Genomic DNA, 15,216 nt, shown 5'->3' on the forward strand with positions numbered 1-15,216 from the left:
TCTATTCTCCTATTCCATTTTTCCAAACCTTATTTTCAAATCAATATACAATGAAAATACAAACATCAGCCAATACAACACACATACATTTCTTACGAACGAATCGGACAAATAAAATAAAAATTGAGTAGCTGAACCAAAAAGCCAATAACTAATTCCAAACATTGCAACAATTCCAATAATAAGCATTACGCAAAACCGCCTAAAAAAAAGAATAAAGCCAAAAGAAACAATAAAAGGCATAAACATTATTGCGTATGGCAACCAAGCTAGTGATTGACTAGCATTATTTAGTTCTTCAATCATTTTTCAAATCCTTTATTTGATGAAATAAGCATTTAAAATCACTCCAATCGCTTTCAAATTCATAAATATGTTCTTTTGTGCGAACTTTTATGCTATGTGTGCGATGATAATGGTCTTTTTTAAACCATTCTACAATTATGCCTGATTTTATAAACAGATATTCTCTTAAAATACCTATTCCTTTTTTGCAAACTTCATTCATAAAGGCTATCTTGTTTTCTTTTTGTGCTTTTGTGATTTCATATTCTATAAGCTTCAACTGCTCTTCTCTTATGTTTAGTTCTTTTTCTTGTCTTTGTGTGAAATCTTTTATATATTCCATATCGTGATTATAGTTTGGAGAAGCATATTCGCCATTATAGAGTTCGTTCATATCACTTATAGGTGTTATGTAATAATAGCCACATTTTTTTATGAAATATTGAAAAATCATATTAAAAAATTCATCATCTTTATGTTTATGCGCATTAAACATTGCATTGATTACTTCGGCAACGGCATATTCAGGATTATTTTCATAAAATTTCTTTTCAAACAAATGAAATCCTGTTAAATTTATCATTTCTGTCATAAATGCTAAAAAATCCTTTTTTTCGATTAAATTTAGCAAATTAAGATATTTATGGCATATTTTCACTGCGCTTTCTAAACCTTGCAACACTTCTACTTTAAAAAAATACTGCAATCTTAATGTATTTTTTTCTTGATTATACAAAAAACCCAATGGTGCTGATAGTTGAAAATTTGGATTATTTCTTTGATTTTTCATTTGTTTCCTTTTTTTAATTTAATTTTTCAAATTCATCAGGCTTATGACAAAAATAAGCCTTTACAACAGCTTCTAGCTTGTTTTTTAACTCTTCAACTTCTTCTTTTGATTTTGCGATGATTTTTTCTGTAATAGGTATGATTTTATTGTCATCATCATAGACTTTGACATACAAATTTTTAATACCAAAAATTACAAAATCTTGACTTTCATCATCGACAACTTCAAACGACTCTGTGCCATCAATGGTATCATTTACTAAATCTACGACATAGCCGTTCATAACGATTTGGTCGCTACGAACTATTTGCTTTAAAATTTCGCTTGGGTCATCTTTTGGCTCGATTTTGCTTTTGTAATAAAAATATGGAATATCCATTTCTACCCAATCGCCCAAGCCCATTTTATCTCTTTCATAAACTTGCCCAAATTCAGTAATTGCGTAATCGGCAGTTAATTCGTAAAGAATTTCATTTGCTGTTGTGTAGCCGATAACTCGCATTTATCTGCGCCTCTTACGCTTTGACTGCCGTAAAGCAATCATAATACAATGTATCATCGCCAGTTTCAACATTAACAAATGCTCCTTTTGCTTCAAAGCACCAATCAACCACATCGTGTAAATAAATCTTTTCGGCTGTATTAGCAATTCTTTCAGCAACAATCGAAATCGCTTCATCTGCGCTCTCTGCTTCTACCATATCGCTTTTGCCTTGACAATAACCATCTTTTGCGCCCATTTTATGGGCTTCATCGCATACAATGTATTTAACTTCAAACTTTTTCATTTTTAAATTACCACTCCTCTAAAATTTCATTTAAAACTTCGACAACTTCATCATCAAATTTTACACTGCCACTTTGTGGGATAAATTTAATGTTTTCTCGCTCTAAATCAAAAACAAAATAGTCGCCACTGTGATTAGAGTAGAAAGTTAGTTCAACATCACTTGCGTTCATCTCATAGTTAGCACATTTATCATATACTTTGTGGTAGCACTCCCAAAACTCCCAAGAATTTACCATATCAATACTCGCTAACTAGCTTCAAATATAGCTCTTTAAGGGCGTTTTCTAGCTGTTCAGCAATCTCTTTTTCATTGCCTGATTTTGCACCAAAATCAATAATGTTTTCGATAAAAAACTTTGATTTCTCGGTTAGTTTTTCCATTTTTTCTCCCTTTTTAGCTAGGTCATTAACTTTTAGGGTCAAGTTTTTGACATCTAAACTCGCATACTTTTCTAAAATTTCTCTTGAAATTTCAACTTTACTGATTAGTCTTGCCATTTTTTGCTCCTTTGGTTTTTTAAAATTTTAATCCACTGCTTGGAGTGTAGTCATCATCGCAATTGTTGCGTTTGGTTAGATTTGTCAAAATAATTATCTATGAAAAAATCAAAATTTGGATTTAGACTAGATTTTAAAACATCTCCAAACCAAGCAGTATTTTCAAAAATTGTAATTTTAAAATTTTTTTTCTCTGCGATTTTCACTAAATTTGAAAATTTCTGCTCGTTTTGATTTTCTATAAATTTACTATTGTCATAAAAATAGATGGTATCGCAAATCGGAATTATTTTAGCTAGATTTTCAAAGCTTTGAGAAAAACGCCTTTCTAGCGTTTTTTCATCTATGCCGTGTCCTTTTTTTGCAACCCTAATAGCTACTCTTTGTTTAGAAAGCTCTACGCTTGCAAGTCCTACATAAAAAAGTGTTATATAATAACCGCTTTTTTTGGCTTCTTTGATAAAATTTACGATTGAATGACCACATAGGGTAGTTTCAATATTGAAATCTATGCCTTTTTGTAAATACGAATTTCTTAATTTTATAGCAAGGCGACCTGCTCTGTTTTGGTCAATAGGATTGTCCCATTCGCCAAATTCTCGCACGATTTCATCTGAATTTATTCTTGCCCCATAAAAATCGTTATTTTCTAATTGATTAATGTAAAAAGTTGATTTTCCAGAACCATTTACACCTGCAAAGATATATAAATTTTTCATTTCAACAAATCCCCATTTTGATAAACATTGCCGACAACTTCGCCGACACTAGCAATAAAGCTAGTTAGAATGCTATCGTTTTTTAACTCACCACAACGCATAGTTTGTAGCGCATAATGCGCTTCGTTTTCGTTATATGACACCACAAACAAATTGCCCATAAACTTTATGATGTCTTTTTCATAAATCTCTTTTCCTTTTTTGTCTTTAAGTCCAGTATAAAACTGAACATCTGCACTGACTTCGTTATAATCGGTTTCGCCGTTTCTCAGCTTAGTGATTTCATAAAAAGTGCCATCAGGGGCTAGATAGAAATAGCCTGACTCCATATCAAGATAGCACTCATCTATTATTGCCCAAGCTCTGTATTTTAATTTTTTCATTTCAGCAAATCCTCGTTTTGGTAAAAATTACCAATGACTTTACACACACTCGCAGAGTTTCCGTTAAAATTTTTATCGTTTTTTAGTTCGCCTCGGCGCATTGTTTGTAGCATATAGCACGCATTTTCATCATCGTGTGCGACTAGGTAAATAAAGTTTTCGAGTTCGATAATATCGCCCTCAAAAATTTCTTTGTTATTACGGTCTTTTAAGCCTGTATATTGATTGATAGCAAATTTGCTTTCATCAGGATTTTCAGTAAATATTTCATCGCTGTTATCGTTCCAATAATATTCAATGCGAATGTCATCGCCACCAAAGAATTCTAAACCAACATAAAATTTATTGCCGTTTTTATAAAGTCTGTCATCTATTTTCAAAAATCTTTTTGTTGAGTGTGAAAACACTCTAAAATCCAAATTTCTCATTTATATTCTCCTAATATGCTTGTGGTCTTTCAAATTGTTTTTTTAATTCTAGCCACTCATCATCAGTCAATTTTGACACATACTCTGCTAATTTTCTTTTGATATTCAAAGCTTCGTTGCTGTATTTATCTTTTTCAATCTCTCTAATTTTGTGCGAAATATACATCGCAGTTCTTAGTGTGATTTTCATCTTTTATCCTTTATTATTTCAAAAATCCTGAAAGAGCAAATTTAAAATCGCTCATTTCTATCGGTTCTCTAATAATAATCGCTTCTTTGTTAGAAAATCTTTTGCTAATTGTGATATGCTCTCCATTAACATTGTTAAAAACTATATTACACACTTTTTCGTTAGTATTTTTGTCTAACAAATCTATTTCAATTCCATTGTATGTAAAATCTTTACCAGCTTGAAATCTAAAATCAACTAATTCAATTTTTAGATTTTTATTTCCATTTGCAAACAAAACAATCTCAATAGTGTGGATTATTTTGTCTTTTAACTCATTTAGTAAATTAAATTCCATTTTTATCTCCTATCTCTTAATTTATGAGTGTATTATAACATTATTAAACTTAAAAGTCAATTATTTATATAATTATTTTTAATTAATTTGCATTAATTTTATTTAATTATTCAAATTTATAAAATATTTTTTGCTTTAAGGTTTATATTATACATAATAAGTTAGTAAAATAAGCCTATCAAAAAAGGTTGCTTTTGTAGTTTTCTTATGCTATAATTACACATAATTAACTTATTATGAATAATATTTGGGAGAATTTTAAGATGAACGGCAAATTTGACAATTTTTTAGATAGTGTCGATTTTTGGATTAATTCGTTTTTAATTGAAATAACTGCGAAAAACTATTCAAAAAATACAATTTCTTTGTATAAAAGACAGATTTTAAAGTTTAGTGATTTTTTGTATGAGAATTATGACAATTACGAGTGGAAAACTCTAATAGATTTAAAACAAATGCACTTATACGCTTTTTTTGTATGGTTAGAAGAAGATATTTTTAAAAATACCAAAGAAATAATCAAAAATAGCACTAAAAAGAGTTATTATAGAGTTATTTCTGTGTTTTTTAGATTTATTAATCGCAATAACGACAATTTATGGGATTTCGACTATCTGTTTCAAGGTTTTAAACTCAAAGTCAAAAAAGACACTAAGAAAAGTGTGAATTTTATACAATCAGATGATATTACTAAAATTTTAAATTATTTAGAAAAAAAGATGAACGAAAACCCAAGCTATATGAACTATCGAAATTCATTGTTAGTCAAATTAATGTGTAAAGCAGGTTTGCGTGTAAGCGAAGCACTAAATTTAAAACTAAAAGACATCGAAGAGTGCGAAGATGATTGTTATGAACTTAGTATTTTAGCCAAAGGTGGAAATATACAGACTGCCTTTATTGCAAAAGCCTATATCGAATCAGAAATGCAGTATTTAGAAGCTATTTTAAAGAGCGATGATTATGTCTTTTTAACACATAATGGCACTAGACTTACGAGAGAAAATGTCTATAAAACACTAGATAATGTCTATAAAAACAGCCTTGTAAAAGCAAGAGGTTGTCATATTTTAAGGCACTCGTTTGCAGTTGAAATGGTGCAGAATAATACAAATTTGATAGTTATACAAAAGGCTTTGCGACATAAAAAGCTAGATACAACGCTAATCTATGCAGAAGCCGATAATAGGATAGTTAGGAAAGAAGTTGCAAGGTTGTAATTACAAAACTACCTGTGAGAAATTAGATTTTGTTTCAAAAGGTTTGTAATTGCAAACAAACACCTCTTGTTGCTTTTTGTTTTCTTTGCCACAGGCGTGATATTGAAAGTTATTTGGACTAAAAACATAAAAGCCATTATCTTTGCAGAAATCTCGCAAAATAACATTCTCAATACCCTTATTAAAAAGCACATTACTTATTCCAAATTTTATTCCTTTATTGTGTAAAATTTTACACATTTCAAACAATCTAAAATCATCATCTACGCCCCATTTGGCGTTTTCATTATAGGTCGCTGTTGTAATTGAATATGGCGAATCAAAATATACAAAATCATCATTGTTAAAAATAATTTGTTCTAGTAGCGCAACAAAATCTTGTTTTTGTATCTTTACATTGCTTTGAGAGAAAAAATTACAACCATTAATAATGTTTTTTTCGTTCTGAGCCGAAAAGCAGTTATTGCCAAATGGCATATTAAAATCGCCTTTTTGATTAACTCTAAATTGTTGCGAAAAGGCAAAAAACATAAGAGTATATAAATCTAGCGTGTTTTTATGCTTATTATAGCTATCCCTAAAACGATGATATGCTTGCTTGTAAATTTCAACTTCATCTTTATCGCTAAAACACCTAATTGTTGTTTTTTGTGGCAGATTAAATTCTGCAATTCTTAGTTTGATATGCTCTATGATATACTTATCGTTAAACTTAGAAAACATTGCATAATATTCTTGTAGTGTTTCATCAATATCGTTTAAAATATAATTATTTGCAGTTGTATTCATCGCAACCGTTGCACTGCCTGCAAATACATCTACAAATGTATTGATACAATCAGGAAATAGATTAATCAATCCACGCCTAATCAAACGGCTTTTGTTGCCCATATACAAAATAGGACTAACTATAACAGGACTAGCACTCATTTTTTAGCCTATCCCAGTCTATTTGACTATTAGCACAAAGAGCATTTAGTTGTCGTAGTTTTTGAGAGAATTCATCGAGTGTTATTTTTTCTATTCGCTCGTATTCTAAATATTCTAAATGCTTGGGTCTGTGTGCAAAGTCTGTATTTTCATATTCTTTGAGAGCATCATAATTAACGCCTGATACATAGAATAGTTTTACTTCGTTTATGTATTTGTCTTTATTTGGTAGTTCTTGCAGTGCTATTTCGCCATTGTCTAGTTTTACTTGTTTGTATCCATCTCCATAATTGACTAAAATTAATTTGGCTTTTAATCTTTTGGCTAATTGAAATAAAGAGTGAAATTTGCGCCAATTATACGGATAGTATTTTGGGTCAGAGCCGTGTGGGGTTAGATATTCACTTTCACATTTTAGATATTCAAAAATGTAGTATTGATTTATATCGCTTCTATGAAGCAAATAAATGCTGTCAATATCAAAACCATAAGTTTTATCGCCTTTTAGGCACTTTATAATGAATTCTTTGCTCGAATCATCGCTTTTACCTATCGGTTTGCTATTTTGCAAAAAATATCCTTTTTCTTAACTTCAAAAAAACATTATAGCAAAAATTAGATTATTTAAAAACAAAAAAATAATAGGTTGTGATTAAAAAAAAATGTGCAGTTTTACTAAACTGCACGAAAAAAATACGACTTAGGCGGCTCTAAAAGAGTGCCTTTTCAACTAACTAGCATTGAGATTATAACAAAAAGCAACTTAAAATCAACAAAAAAGGCGACACAATTCAAAGGAATTAGAGATAAGGGAGATGCCGCCTTTCAACAAATTCACCCACAACAAAATTAATCAAAAGTAAAATGGAAATCTAAAAAACCTTGACTAATTTTGTTGCCTGCAACGAAAAAAAATGAAACTAAAATTTCAGTTGCAGTGATGATTTTATCGCAAAATTGCTTAATTTGTGTGAAAAATAAGTTAAATTTGGTTAGAATAAACACTGCGCTAATGCGCAAGTTCTTATCCTAAAAGCTTTTTGCATTTTGTCGTTCAAAAAGCTCCTTTTGTATATATTTTTGCCGAAAGAGTTTTGCGCTCTTTCGGATTTTAACTAAGCCATCATTAATCTAGGTTCTAAAATTTTAACTTCGCTTTCTTCAAAATTTATAACAAATTCATCGCATTTGTCTCGATTTTTTTCAAGAAATTTGTGTAAATTTGTAATTTTTGTTATCATTTCTTCTACATTTTTATATATTGGACTTCTAATTGTTCTCATTTCAAGCATTTTGATAAACTCAATACACTCAATATCTAACATACATACTCTATCAGCACTTATATAATACGAAACAAAATTTTCGCATAAATGCTGTGGCGAAGTATTTTTGTCGCAATATTTATCTGTTGCAATAAAGAGTTGGTTTATGAAATAGATAGTTTCTACATTTTCTTTTTCTATTATGGCTCTATCGCCTGAAACAGACATTATATTCTCTTTAAAAATTGGAATAAATAGCCTTTCATCAGTCCTGTCATAATCAAAAATAAACTCATCAACATCTTGCTCTTCTGTCGGTTCATTTGAATATTTTTCAAATACATCTCTTAGCTTTTCATCTGTTATTTGCTTATTTTTTATTGCCCTTATCCAAACTTCCATTGAATTGTTCCTTTTTTCTATTTGTATATATTTTATTCTATTTCATTTTCAAAGGCTTTAACTATGTTATCCAGCGTTTCTAAATTTTGATAAGCATCTTTTCTGTGTCTTACTCTAACAACCAAAAGCCTTAAAATACCATTGTTTTTTGCATACAATACACGAAATGTTCGCAACCTTAATCTATATATGTTGCTTTTGGTTTTTAGCTTTTTGATTTTTTTGACTTTAATTAACTCTCTTTCAAACTCTTCTGAATACTTTTTCTCAAAATCTTTCAACTTGTTAATAATAAACAAAGAATCTACCTTGCCTATTTTTTCAAATTCTTTATAAACCTCTTTGTGAAAATCAATTCGCCATTGCATTTATGCGTTTTTCCATTTCAGAGAGTGATATGAAATTTGAAGCATCATCATTTGCCCTTTTTTCTGCTAAAAATAAATCTATTGTATCGAAATAGTGTTCTAATGCTTCTGCAATAATGCCACTTTTTGTTTTACCAAGCTGTTTTGCTATGTTTTCAAGTTCTTTTTTTAAAGAATTATCTAGCGTAATACTCATCTTTATGGCTAGGTTATCTTGTGTTTTTGTTATCATTTTTATCTCCATTTTTACTAGAATTTTAGCAAAAAAAGAATATTATTGTCAATACTTTTATATAGATAATTAGATATTTTTATCGCTTTTTATGATATAAGCTCCATATAAATTTTGTTAATCTCTCTTTTAAGACCTTTGCAGGTTTTGCTGTCTTTGTCGCTTCTTCCGTTAAGTATATGTTGAAATAGATTGAGTTGCTCTTGTAGAAATTTTATATATTCCATTTCTTCTTTATACTTATCTCGCCTTTTTTTGATATAAATCGCAACAAGAACAATAGCAACTAAGGCTGTGGCAATTAAAAAATAAGTTAGCAATTTTAATCCTTTCTATGTGCAATTATATCTCATAGATTGTTGTTTTTTCAACTTTATAGATGAAAAAGCCTATGAAAATGCGTAAAGCAGTCTTTTTGATTGCCGTGGAAGACATAGATTAAGTCTTTGACATTTGTTCTATCAGTAAAAAAATCTAATTTTTCAAGTTCTAAAATTACTTCTTTTAGCGTGTCAAGATTAGCTTTCTTGTCTTTGCCTACATTGAAGTCAAAACGCTGATAGCCACAATCTTTTGGGTTACATTTAGCGTAGATTGTTTTGTATTTTGAGAATAGACTTTCTCTGTTGTTTTCGCCAAGCCATTCTTGGGTTTCAAATTCGAAATAGACATTGAATTTAGTTCTATCATTAAAATACTTGCTACTGCGATTGAATAGATACTTTAAGTGATTTTCTCTGTGTCTATCACTTTGAAACACACCTGCTGTATTTGGATTAACTATGAAGCTTTCATCGAAGTCAATCGTTCGCATTTCAAGCATTTCTTGGAATTGTTCTTCTGTGTAAATTTTAAAACTCATCTTTTGTTCCTAATTGTTTTGTTTGATTAATCTCACGAGCCATCGCAAATATAAGCAACGGCGTGCAGATTGCTCCGATAAGAGCAATGATAAATATTAGTGCTTCTGGTTGCATTTTTATTGTTCCTTTTAAAAATGAACTTCTGTCGATGCTCTTTCTTGCACGACATTAAAAATATGACTTTTCTCAATTCGCTCTTTTTCGTTCATCAGCAAATTATACAAATTTGGCTTTTCTTTGCGCCATTGTGCCAATTCTGATTCCGAAATGTTAAACATTTTGCAAAATTCTTCTAGGGTCATTACAATTTACTTAAAATTTCGGAATTGATGATTTCAAAAGAAACAAAAAATACGCTCAAAAGTAGCACTGTTATAATTGCGAGAAAAACATTCTTTACAAGCAAATTCTTTTGAAAATCGTTTAAAGAGTTTATGAAATCCATATTACTTACCTCGTTTATTCAGTCTTTAATCTTGCGCTAACGCAAGCCAAATAACCACTATTTCTTTTTTGTCTAAACACACACAATAAATTTGGTGTTTTTCCTTTTTCTGATTTTTGTTTAAATTCATAAAAATTGAAATCTGCTTTTTCTGACAAAAATTCCTTTTCTGTTCTATGTGGAAAAACAGAAAAATAAAACCTTATATTGCTATTTACATCAATACAATTAACAAAAAGAAAATTATCTTCCCATTCCATATTAATTATAGAAATTTCTCTTTCTTCGTTTGGATTGACATTTAATTTAGCTATTTTAGCAACATTGCTATTTTTTGGGTCAATACGGTCTAATACCCCTTCTAGCCATAAACACGAATATTCTTTCTCTAATGGTTCTATATCAATAAAAAGCCCTTCATTATTAAGAGAAACATCTATATTAAAAATCCGAGATAAATATTCCTTACAAATAAAAACAAATTTATGAAAAAGAATAGCATCGCTAATATCTGTTTCTGATGAATTTTTAGTGTATTCCTTTTGTAAATCACTATAACTTATTAAAATTCTCTTTTTATTTTGATTTTCTAAAATTTTGTTTCTTAAATAAACAATTCCACTACCTAAAAACCCAGACATTCCGCCATAATTTCTCATCTTTGAAGAAAATAATTTATATATAATCGAAGCTTGAATATCAACAAAAAAATCTTCGTTTTTGTGTTGTGTGATAAAATCATCAAATTCTTGATTATAACCTAATATTTGTTTTATATTTTTATTATCTATCTCATAATAAAATAAATCATCTTCATATTGGTTTATATCAGAATTAAAAACTTTCTCTATTGCAAAATTCAAATTGCTACTTTCTATAACATTAGTAACAAAATTTCGCAAATGAAACAAATCTCCCCATATTGAAACTTCGATTGTAAGTTCATTATTATTTGTGGTGCAACCCAAAGTAATTTCACTCATTTTATTTTAACCCAATCTCATACTATTTTCTTGTTCAACTTCAATATTTTGCTTTGTAGGCGTTAAAACAACTTCTTCTTGTTGCTCTTGTTGATTTTTTAAACTCTCTTTAAAACGCAAATTACTTTGATAAATTGCATAACCTCGATTTACTGATTGTGGAAAATTCTCGTTTAAAATATTTTTGAGTTTTGGAAGTTGCGATTTTAATGTTATTTCGCAACAATCAAGATTTACGATATTGTATCTATGTCCTAGCGTATTTCGCAAACCTTTCAAATATGTAATAGTTGATTCGTTAAAAAGCCTTTCATACGCTTTATTTCTTGATATCAAAACATTTAAACTTTCTACTAATCCAATAGCAAGAGCAAAAATAGCTTCTCTTTTACCATAAACATCGTTTAAAGCACCACGAAAATCACCATTTGCAATGTGTTCTATTGCAAAAATCTTTTCAGCCAAAAAACCAAGTCTTTTATGTTCATCATAAGTAGGAACTATTTTAGACATAAATAGCCCCCTCTAACATAAAATTTGCGCTTTCATTAACAGCTGATATTTGAATTAAATCTACCTCTTTTTCAAAAGTAAAATTAAGTTCATTACGCATATCTTCTAACAATTCCCAAAAAAATAGTGTTTTTTCATCGCCAGCCTTAATGCGCTCGTTTAATTCATCGCTAAATTCAAAACAGACTTCGATACAATCGCTATCGCTATTATTTGCATAAGCACCACACAATCCTAATGTTTTTAAATATTTAGAATAGCTGTGTTTTAAATTTGATAAAACAGTTAAGATGTTATCTTTCTCAGCAGACATTGACATTTTCATCGCCTCCTTTTATCAAAATAAAATGCAAATTTAAAAAAGAAGTAAAATCCTCTTATGACACCTATAAGCAACCAAAAAACACCTATACTAGAAGCTACAACTATGTTTGAAGGATTTACGAAATTTATTACAGAAGCGCAAATTATCAAAATAATAGTCGCAGGCAAAACCCAGTATAAAATTGCGTTTTTTTGAGCGTTATATAGCTCTTTCAAAAGTTCTGTCATTGTTAAATACCTTTGCTAATCGTTCATTATACTTTTTAAAAAATTCATTTTGTTTCTCTAATGGAACACGCTTTCTAGCGACAAATTCACTTTTTCTAGCTAACTTTTCGGCTCTTTTAAAAATAACTACACACTCTTCAAAACTTGGATAATCGTTAATTTTTTCCTGATAAAAATTCATCATTTAAACCTTGATTTTCTTGCAAAATTTCAATTCTAGGAACATCTAATTTTAAAGCTTTTTCGAGATTATGATTAATCTCTTGAAGTTTTAAAAGTTTAGCTTCTTCTTGCGCTAATGCGTTTCTTTGCGCAATAGCTAATTCCTTTGTTATATCAATTATACCATTTAATTTTTTATTTGTTTCTAGCCATTGCGTATCAATCTTTTCTAAACTCTCAATGGTATCTTGCGCCCACTGCTCTACTCCTTGCATAATATACATAGAACATTCACCTGGGGAATCATTACAACCACCTGTGCGTTGATATGGTGCAAGCAATGGCTCATTAAAAGTTTCTAAACCATCGCTAGGTATTTCACCCCAAACCTTACCATTACGAGTTTCATCTGTTTGATTATCTACAACACTGCCATCGAATTCTGCAAAACCTAAAACACAACAAACAAATAAAATTCCTATTTTTTTCATCACTTTTCCTTTAAAAATCAAACGGCTGAAAATACTCAGAGTATTCTTTATGTTCAGGGAGTTTTAGTGCAGTAGTTCCTCCACTATGGCGCATAAATAGCGTTCTATTTCTTTTTGCTGAGTTATCAATCATATCAAAAATATGTTTTTCTTTCGCATCTAATTCTTTGCCACCATTGAGATACAATAGCTGTTCGTAAGCTTCGCCTTTATTGTTATGTGAGAAAATAAAGAATTTAGTCGCAAAGAAATCTGCTGTTTCAACTGCAATATCTTTGGTGCTTTGTGTCATCAAAATTAAATGACAACCATACTTTCTCATCTCTCTGCTCCAAACATCGAACAAATCTTTAAATTTCGGCTGTTTTAAGAAGTTGTGAGCCTCATCGACAATGTAATAGCTATCAGGTCTTAAATTGCCGTTCATTTGCGCTCTTAACGCTTCTTCTTTGTCTTTTTTAAACCAAGTCGTAATTAGCAACCAGCCGATAGAAACAAAGTCTTTTGTATGTTCTTTAATTCTATCAAATTCAGCATAATACAAAGGCGTATTTGCTTTCAAATCGACATTTGAATAGTAAGAGTAGAGTTTGTTTTGATTGAGTTGATTTAATTTACTCTGTAAGCTTGAAGCCGCCTCTTTTTCCTCTTTTGTCTTTGTAATCGCATTGCCTAAAATTTTAACTTGTGAAATCAAATCGCCAAGTGTAGGTCGTTTAAAGCGTTTGTATTTATCACTTAACTGCGATAGTGGTGTAATTTCATCATAAAGTAAATTACCATTTTCATCTTTTTCTTTTAAAATTTCATCTACAAACTCTAAATAGCTATCGCCAAATCTATTGTTTTTAAGTTCAAGCACTGTTACAGTCGAGCCATTAGTTGCGTAATCTTGACAAGTATTAACTAACGCTTCTCTAAAAGCAGTTTGTTCTAGTTCGCTCATTGCGTTTGTTTTTTCTTCAAAACCAAGCAATAAATTTAAAAATGCTAGCAAGCTTTTAATTTCATCTTCGCTAGGTATATCATCATCAAAATCAAACAAAGAAAAGCGTAAATTGCCGATATTGCTATTCATTTTTTGCATTAAATTGCTTCCCTCTGCTTTTGATTGTTCTTCGATAGCCTTAAAAATACGACCACCTGTATAGCCGACATTTGAGTAGCGAATTTTGCGAGTTTCGCTTAGTTTTGTGGCTCGTTTTGTTTCAAAATCAAAATCAATAAGTTGAGCCAAAATTTTAAGCACAGATACTGATTTACCTGCACCTGTTGTTCCAAAAACTAGACAATGTGGATTAAGTGATTGTTTAAAAGTATAATTAACAAAATTGCCTTGAATATCCGTTCCACAAAAATCGACAATAGGATATGCGCCACCTAAATTTGCTAATTCTAGCGCATCTTTTTGCAATGCAGATGAAATCAACTGCGTAGCCCACTCTCTTGGGGCTAAAAAGTCGAAATCAATATCTCTACTTCGAAGCATAGTCTTTGGTAAAATTCTATCAAGATTTAAATATCGTGGCTCATATTTTATTCTGAGTTGAGTTTCGATATTGTGTAATTGAATATGATTTTTTACCAAAACAATCGAATTGATTATTGCTGTTTCTGAGTAAATTTCGTTTAATGCCTCAGTATTTTCAACAGCTTTTAACTCTTTTAGCTTTTTCAAATATCTACCATCAATAAGTTTTGCGCTACGCTCATATCTATTCATTAACTCTTTTACTGCATCGCCTCCAAAATCTAAGAAGAAATAAATAACGCCTTCCCATTCAGCATTCAAAAGATTAACAACTGAATATTTTGGTGGTTTATCGTAATTAACAGCTTGATAGGCTTGGTATTTATGCAATAAATTTGCAGTTGCATTTTTAATCATTTGTGGAAAAATGATATGCAATGGGTCATTGTCAATAACATTGTTTTGGGCGTTTTCATAGATATTAATAACTCTTTTATCCTCGATTTTAAAGGTATCAATTAAGAAAATTGAATACAACGCTGAAATCAACTCATCAGGATTTAAAAGCTTAACATCAAATTTCTCGGCAATATCTAAAAGCAAAAGGTTGCTTGTGGAAAAAGCGTAAATTTTAGCAATACCATCTTTTTTTAAAATTGCAAGAAACAAATTGCCGTTTTTATCTGTGCTTTTAGCAACGAATTCTTTTGTGATATTGCTAGTAGTTTCCAAACAAACACCATAAATTTTATTTCTTCCATCGCTTGTAAAAGTTATGTAATTTCCCTCATAACTCTTATCAAAATAGTTAATTGTATCGCTCAAATTTATATGCGAAATAAAACTATATAGTTTGTTGAAGAAAAAATCTGTTGTCTTGCTCAATACGCCCATATTAA

The 15,216-nt window shown here is 30.1% G+C and carries 28 protein-coding genes; 2 read left to right on the forward strand and 26 right to left on the reverse strand.

Going from position 1 to position 15,216, the window contains the following annotated elements:
• Positions 1–9: 9 nt before the first annotated feature.
• Genes OFO01_RS07525 through OFO01_RS07575 form a run of 11 tightly spaced genes read right to left on the reverse strand, consistent with a single transcriptional unit; the run spans position 10 to position 4,420 of the window.
• A complete protein-coding gene (locus OFO01_RS07525) occupies positions 10–306 on the reverse strand; it encodes a hypothetical protein (protein WP_270859480.1) in 297 nt (98 codons plus the stop codon).
• Positions 299–1,075: a hypothetical protein gene (locus OFO01_RS07530; protein ID WP_270859479.1), complete on the reverse strand. Its 777-nt coding sequence runs from the start codon at positions 1,073–1,075 to the stop codon at positions 299–301. Before OFO01_RS07530 ends, OFO01_RS07525 begins: the two co-directional genes overlap by 8 nt.
• Before the next feature lie 13 nt (positions 1,076–1,088).
• A complete protein-coding gene (locus OFO01_RS07535; RefSeq protein WP_270859478.1) occupies positions 1,089–1,577 on the reverse strand; it encodes a hypothetical protein in 489 nt (162 codons plus the stop codon).
• Positions 1,578–1,590: 13 nt separating this feature from the next.
• On the reverse strand, positions 1,591–1,863 hold the full coding sequence (locus tag OFO01_RS07540; RefSeq protein ID WP_270859477.1) for a hypothetical protein: 273 nt from the start codon (positions 1,861–1,863) through the stop codon (positions 1,591–1,593).
• A 7-nt stretch (positions 1,864–1,870) separates the two neighbouring features.
• Positions 1,871–2,101: a hypothetical protein gene (locus OFO01_RS07545; protein WP_270859476.1), complete on the reverse strand. Its 231-nt coding sequence runs from the start codon at positions 2,099–2,101 to the stop codon at positions 1,871–1,873.
• Position 2,102: 1 nt separating this feature from the next.
• On the reverse strand, positions 2,103–2,363 hold the full coding sequence (locus OFO01_RS07550) for a hypothetical protein (protein WP_270859475.1): 261 nt from the start codon (positions 2,361–2,363) through the stop codon (positions 2,103–2,105).
• A gap of 53 nt (positions 2,364–2,416) precedes the next feature.
• Positions 2,417–3,082 (reverse strand): AAA family ATPase, encoded by a 666-nt coding sequence (locus tag OFO01_RS07555; protein ID WP_270875535.1) that lies wholly within the window; start codon positions 3,080–3,082, stop codon positions 2,417–2,419.
• Complete coding sequence (locus OFO01_RS07560; protein WP_270875536.1) at positions 3,079–3,411, reverse strand: YopX family protein; 333 nt, start codon at positions 3,409–3,411, stop codon at positions 3,079–3,081. The genes OFO01_RS07555 and OFO01_RS07560 overlap by 4 nt, the downstream gene beginning before the upstream one ends.
• 50 nt (positions 3,412–3,461) lie before the next feature.
• Entirely contained in the window at positions 3,462–3,893 is a 432-nt protein-coding gene (locus OFO01_RS07565) for a YopX family protein (protein WP_270859635.1), read from the reverse strand.
• A 10-nt stretch (positions 3,894–3,903) separates the two neighbouring features.
• Positions 3,904–4,083: a hypothetical protein gene (locus OFO01_RS07570; RefSeq protein ID WP_270859634.1), complete on the reverse strand. Its 180-nt coding sequence runs from the start codon at positions 4,081–4,083 to the stop codon at positions 3,904–3,906.
• A 13-nt stretch (positions 4,084–4,096) separates the two neighbouring features.
• A complete protein-coding gene (locus OFO01_RS07575; protein WP_270859633.1) occupies positions 4,097–4,420 on the reverse strand; it encodes a hypothetical protein in 324 nt (107 codons plus the stop codon).
• Positions 4,421–4,683: 263 nt separating this feature from the next.
• On the opposite strand from OFO01_RS07575, the gene OFO01_RS07580 reads away from it, so the two are divergent.
• Positions 4,684–5,640, forward strand: a complete 957-nt coding sequence (locus OFO01_RS07580) for a tyrosine-type recombinase/integrase (protein WP_270859632.1) — start codon at positions 4,684–4,686, stop codon at positions 5,638–5,640.
• On the opposite strand, the gene OFO01_RS07585 is transcribed toward OFO01_RS07580, so the two are convergent.
• The 12 genes from OFO01_RS07585 to OFO01_RS07640 form a co-directional block, all read right to left on the reverse strand.
• Positions 5,641–6,570 carry a Dam family site-specific DNA-(adenine-N6)-methyltransferase gene (locus tag OFO01_RS07585; RefSeq protein WP_270859631.1) on the reverse strand — a complete coding sequence of 310 codons (930 nt, stop codon included), beginning with the start codon at positions 6,568–6,570 and terminating at the stop codon, positions 5,641–5,643.
• The gene (locus OFO01_RS07590; protein WP_270859630.1) at positions 6,560–7,141 is read right to left on the reverse strand and encodes a hypothetical protein; all 582 of its coding nucleotides are present in this window, start codon (positions 7,139–7,141) and stop codon (positions 6,560–6,562) included. The genes OFO01_RS07585 and OFO01_RS07590 overlap by 11 nt, the downstream gene beginning before the upstream one ends.
• Positions 7,142–7,685: 544 nt before the next feature.
• Entirely contained in the window at positions 7,686–8,237 is a 552-nt protein-coding gene (locus tag OFO01_RS07595; RefSeq protein ID WP_270859629.1) for a hypothetical protein, read from the reverse strand.
• A 32-nt stretch (positions 8,238–8,269) separates the two neighbouring features.
• The gene (locus OFO01_RS07600; protein WP_270859628.1) at positions 8,270–8,605 is read right to left on the reverse strand and encodes a type II toxin-antitoxin system RelE family toxin; all 336 of its coding nucleotides are present in this window, start codon (positions 8,603–8,605) and stop codon (positions 8,270–8,272) included.
• The gene (locus OFO01_RS07605) at positions 8,589–8,837 is read right to left on the reverse strand and encodes a ribbon-helix-helix protein, CopG family (RefSeq protein WP_270859627.1); all 249 of its coding nucleotides are present in this window, start codon (positions 8,835–8,837) and stop codon (positions 8,589–8,591) included. Before OFO01_RS07605 ends, OFO01_RS07600 begins: the two co-directional genes overlap by 17 nt.
• An 89-nt stretch (positions 8,838–8,926) precedes the next feature.
• Complete coding sequence (locus OFO01_RS07610) at positions 8,927–9,157, reverse strand: hypothetical protein (protein WP_270859626.1); 231 nt, start codon at positions 9,155–9,157, stop codon at positions 8,927–8,929.
• Between the two features lie 53 nt (positions 9,158–9,210).
• Positions 9,211–9,699: a hypothetical protein gene (locus OFO01_RS07615; protein WP_270859625.1), complete on the reverse strand. Its 489-nt coding sequence runs from the start codon at positions 9,697–9,699 to the stop codon at positions 9,211–9,213.
• Positions 9,689–9,814, reverse strand: a complete 126-nt coding sequence (locus tag OFO01_RS07620) for a hypothetical protein (protein WP_270859624.1) — start codon at positions 9,812–9,814, stop codon at positions 9,689–9,691. Before OFO01_RS07620 ends, OFO01_RS07615 begins: the two co-directional genes overlap by 11 nt.
• A gap of 14 nt (positions 9,815–9,828) precedes the next feature.
• On the reverse strand, positions 9,829–9,954 hold the full coding sequence (locus tag OFO01_RS07625; RefSeq protein WP_270859623.1) for a hypothetical protein: 126 nt from the start codon (positions 9,952–9,954) through the stop codon (positions 9,829–9,831).
• A 205-nt stretch (positions 9,955–10,159) separates the two neighbouring features.
• Positions 10,160–11,128, reverse strand: a complete 969-nt coding sequence (locus OFO01_RS07630) for a hypothetical protein (protein ID WP_270859622.1) — start codon at positions 11,126–11,128, stop codon at positions 10,160–10,162.
• 6 nt (positions 11,129–11,134) lie between these two features.
• Positions 11,135–11,641 carry a hypothetical protein gene (locus OFO01_RS07635; protein WP_270859621.1) on the reverse strand — a complete coding sequence of 169 codons (507 nt, stop codon included), beginning with the start codon at positions 11,639–11,641 and terminating at the stop codon, positions 11,135–11,137.
• Positions 11,634–11,966, reverse strand: coding sequence for a hypothetical protein (locus tag OFO01_RS07640; RefSeq protein WP_270859620.1), 333 nt, complete (start codon positions 11,964–11,966; stop codon positions 11,634–11,636). Before OFO01_RS07640 ends, OFO01_RS07635 begins: the two co-directional genes overlap by 8 nt.
• Before the next feature lie 54 nt (positions 11,967–12,020).
• On the opposite strand from OFO01_RS07640, the gene OFO01_RS07645 reads away from it, so the two are divergent.
• On the forward strand, positions 12,021–12,161 hold the full coding sequence (locus OFO01_RS07645; RefSeq protein WP_270859619.1) for a hypothetical protein: 141 nt from the start codon (positions 12,021–12,023) through the stop codon (positions 12,159–12,161).
• Between the two features lie 3 nt (positions 12,162–12,164).
• Here OFO01_RS07645 and OFO01_RS07650 read toward each other — a convergent pair whose 3' ends face one another.
• From OFO01_RS07650 to OFO01_RS07660, 3 genes are read right to left on the reverse strand one after another with little or no spacing between them, the layout of a single operon-like run.
• Positions 12,165–12,374 (reverse strand): hypothetical protein, encoded by a 210-nt coding sequence (locus OFO01_RS07650; RefSeq protein WP_270859618.1) that lies wholly within the window; start codon positions 12,372–12,374, stop codon positions 12,165–12,167.
• Positions 12,349–12,846, reverse strand: a complete 498-nt coding sequence (locus OFO01_RS07655) for a hypothetical protein (protein ID WP_270859617.1) — start codon at positions 12,844–12,846, stop codon at positions 12,349–12,351. The genes OFO01_RS07650 and OFO01_RS07655 overlap by 26 nt, the downstream gene beginning before the upstream one ends.
• A gap of 10 nt (positions 12,847–12,856) precedes the next feature.
• Positions 12,857–15,211: a hypothetical protein gene (locus OFO01_RS07660; protein ID WP_270859616.1), complete on the reverse strand. Its 2,355-nt coding sequence runs from the start codon at positions 15,209–15,211 to the stop codon at positions 12,857–12,859.
• Between the last annotated feature and the right edge of the window lie 5 nt (positions 15,212–15,216).

Source organism: Campylobacter sp. JMF_01 NE2, assembly GCF_027737365.1.
Taxonomy (GTDB): Bacteria; Campylobacterota; Campylobacteria; order Campylobacterales; family Campylobacteraceae; genus Campylobacter_B.

Coding starts and splice junctions, on each gene's coding strand:
- OFO01_RS07525 (WP_270859480.1), bottom strand. CDS start 306: ATGATTGAAGAACTAAATAATGCTAGTCAATCACTAGCTTGGTTGCCA.
- OFO01_RS07530 (WP_270859479.1), bottom strand. CDS start 1,075: ATGAAAAATCAAAGAAATAATCCAAATTTTCAACTATCAGCACCATTG.
- OFO01_RS07535 (WP_270859478.1), bottom strand. CDS start 1,577: ATGCGAGTTATCGGCTACACAACAGCAAATGAAATTCTTTACGAATTA.
- OFO01_RS07540 (WP_270859477.1), bottom strand. CDS start 1,863: ATGAAAAAGTTTGAAGTTAAATACATTGTATGCGATGAAGCCCATAAA.
- OFO01_RS07545 (WP_270859476.1), bottom strand. CDS start 2,101: ATGGTAAATTCTTGGGAGTTTTGGGAGTGCTACCACAAAGTATATGAT.
- OFO01_RS07550 (WP_270859475.1), bottom strand. CDS start 2,363: ATGGCAAGACTAATCAGTAAAGTTGAAATTTCAAGAGAAATTTTAGAA.
- OFO01_RS07555 (WP_270875535.1), bottom strand. CDS start 3,082: ATGAAAAATTTATATATCTTTGCAGGTGTAAATGGTTCTGGAAAATCA.
- OFO01_RS07560 (WP_270875536.1), bottom strand. CDS start 3,411: ATGGAGTCAGGCTATTTCTATCTAGCCCCTGATGGCACTTTTTATGAA.
- OFO01_RS07565 (WP_270859635.1), bottom strand. CDS start 3,893: ATGAGAAATTTGGATTTTAGAGTGTTTTCACACTCAACAAAAAGATTT.
- OFO01_RS07570 (WP_270859634.1), bottom strand. CDS start 4,083: ATGAAAATCACACTAAGAACTGCGATGTATATTTCGCACAAAATTAGA.
- OFO01_RS07575 (WP_270859633.1), bottom strand. CDS start 4,420: ATGGAATTTAATTTACTAAATGAGTTAAAAGACAAAATAATCCACACT.
- OFO01_RS07580 (WP_270859632.1), top strand. CDS start 4,684: ATGAACGGCAAATTTGACAATTTTTTAGATAGTGTCGATTTTTGGATT.
- OFO01_RS07585 (WP_270859631.1), bottom strand. CDS start 6,570: ATGAGTGCTAGTCCTGTTATAGTTAGTCCTATTTTGTATATGGGCAAC.
- OFO01_RS07595 (WP_270859629.1), bottom strand. CDS start 8,237: ATGGAAGTTTGGATAAGGGCAATAAAAAATAAGCAAATAACAGATGAA.
- OFO01_RS07600 (WP_270859628.1), bottom strand. CDS start 8,605: ATGCAATGGCGAATTGATTTTCACAAAGAGGTTTATAAAGAATTTGAA.
- OFO01_RS07605 (WP_270859627.1), bottom strand. CDS start 8,837: ATGATAACAAAAACACAAGATAACCTAGCCATAAAGATGAGTATTACG.
- OFO01_RS07615 (WP_270859625.1), bottom strand. CDS start 9,699: ATGAGTTTTAAAATTTACACAGAAGAACAATTCCAAGAAATGCTTGAA.
- OFO01_RS07620 (WP_270859624.1), bottom strand. CDS start 9,814: ATGCAACCAGAAGCACTAATATTTATCATTGCTCTTATCGGAGCAATC.
- OFO01_RS07630 (WP_270859622.1), bottom strand. CDS start 11,128: ATGAGTGAAATTACTTTGGGTTGCACCACAAATAATAATGAACTTACA.
- OFO01_RS07635 (WP_270859621.1), bottom strand. CDS start 11,641: ATGTCTAAAATAGTTCCTACTTATGATGAACATAAAAGACTTGGTTTT.
- OFO01_RS07640 (WP_270859620.1), bottom strand. CDS start 11,966: ATGAAAATGTCAATGTCTGCTGAGAAAGATAACATCTTAACTGTTTTA.
- OFO01_RS07645 (WP_270859619.1), top strand. CDS start 12,021: ATGACACCTATAAGCAACCAAAAAACACCTATACTAGAAGCTACAACT.
- OFO01_RS07650 (WP_270859618.1), bottom strand. CDS start 12,374: ATGAATTTTTATCAGGAAAAAATTAACGATTATCCAAGTTTTGAAGAG.
- OFO01_RS07655 (WP_270859617.1), bottom strand. CDS start 12,846: ATGAAAAAAATAGGAATTTTATTTGTTTGTTGTGTTTTAGGTTTTGCA.
- OFO01_RS07660 (WP_270859616.1), bottom strand. CDS start 15,211: ATGGGCGTATTGAGCAAGACAACAGATTTTTTCTTCAACAAACTATAT.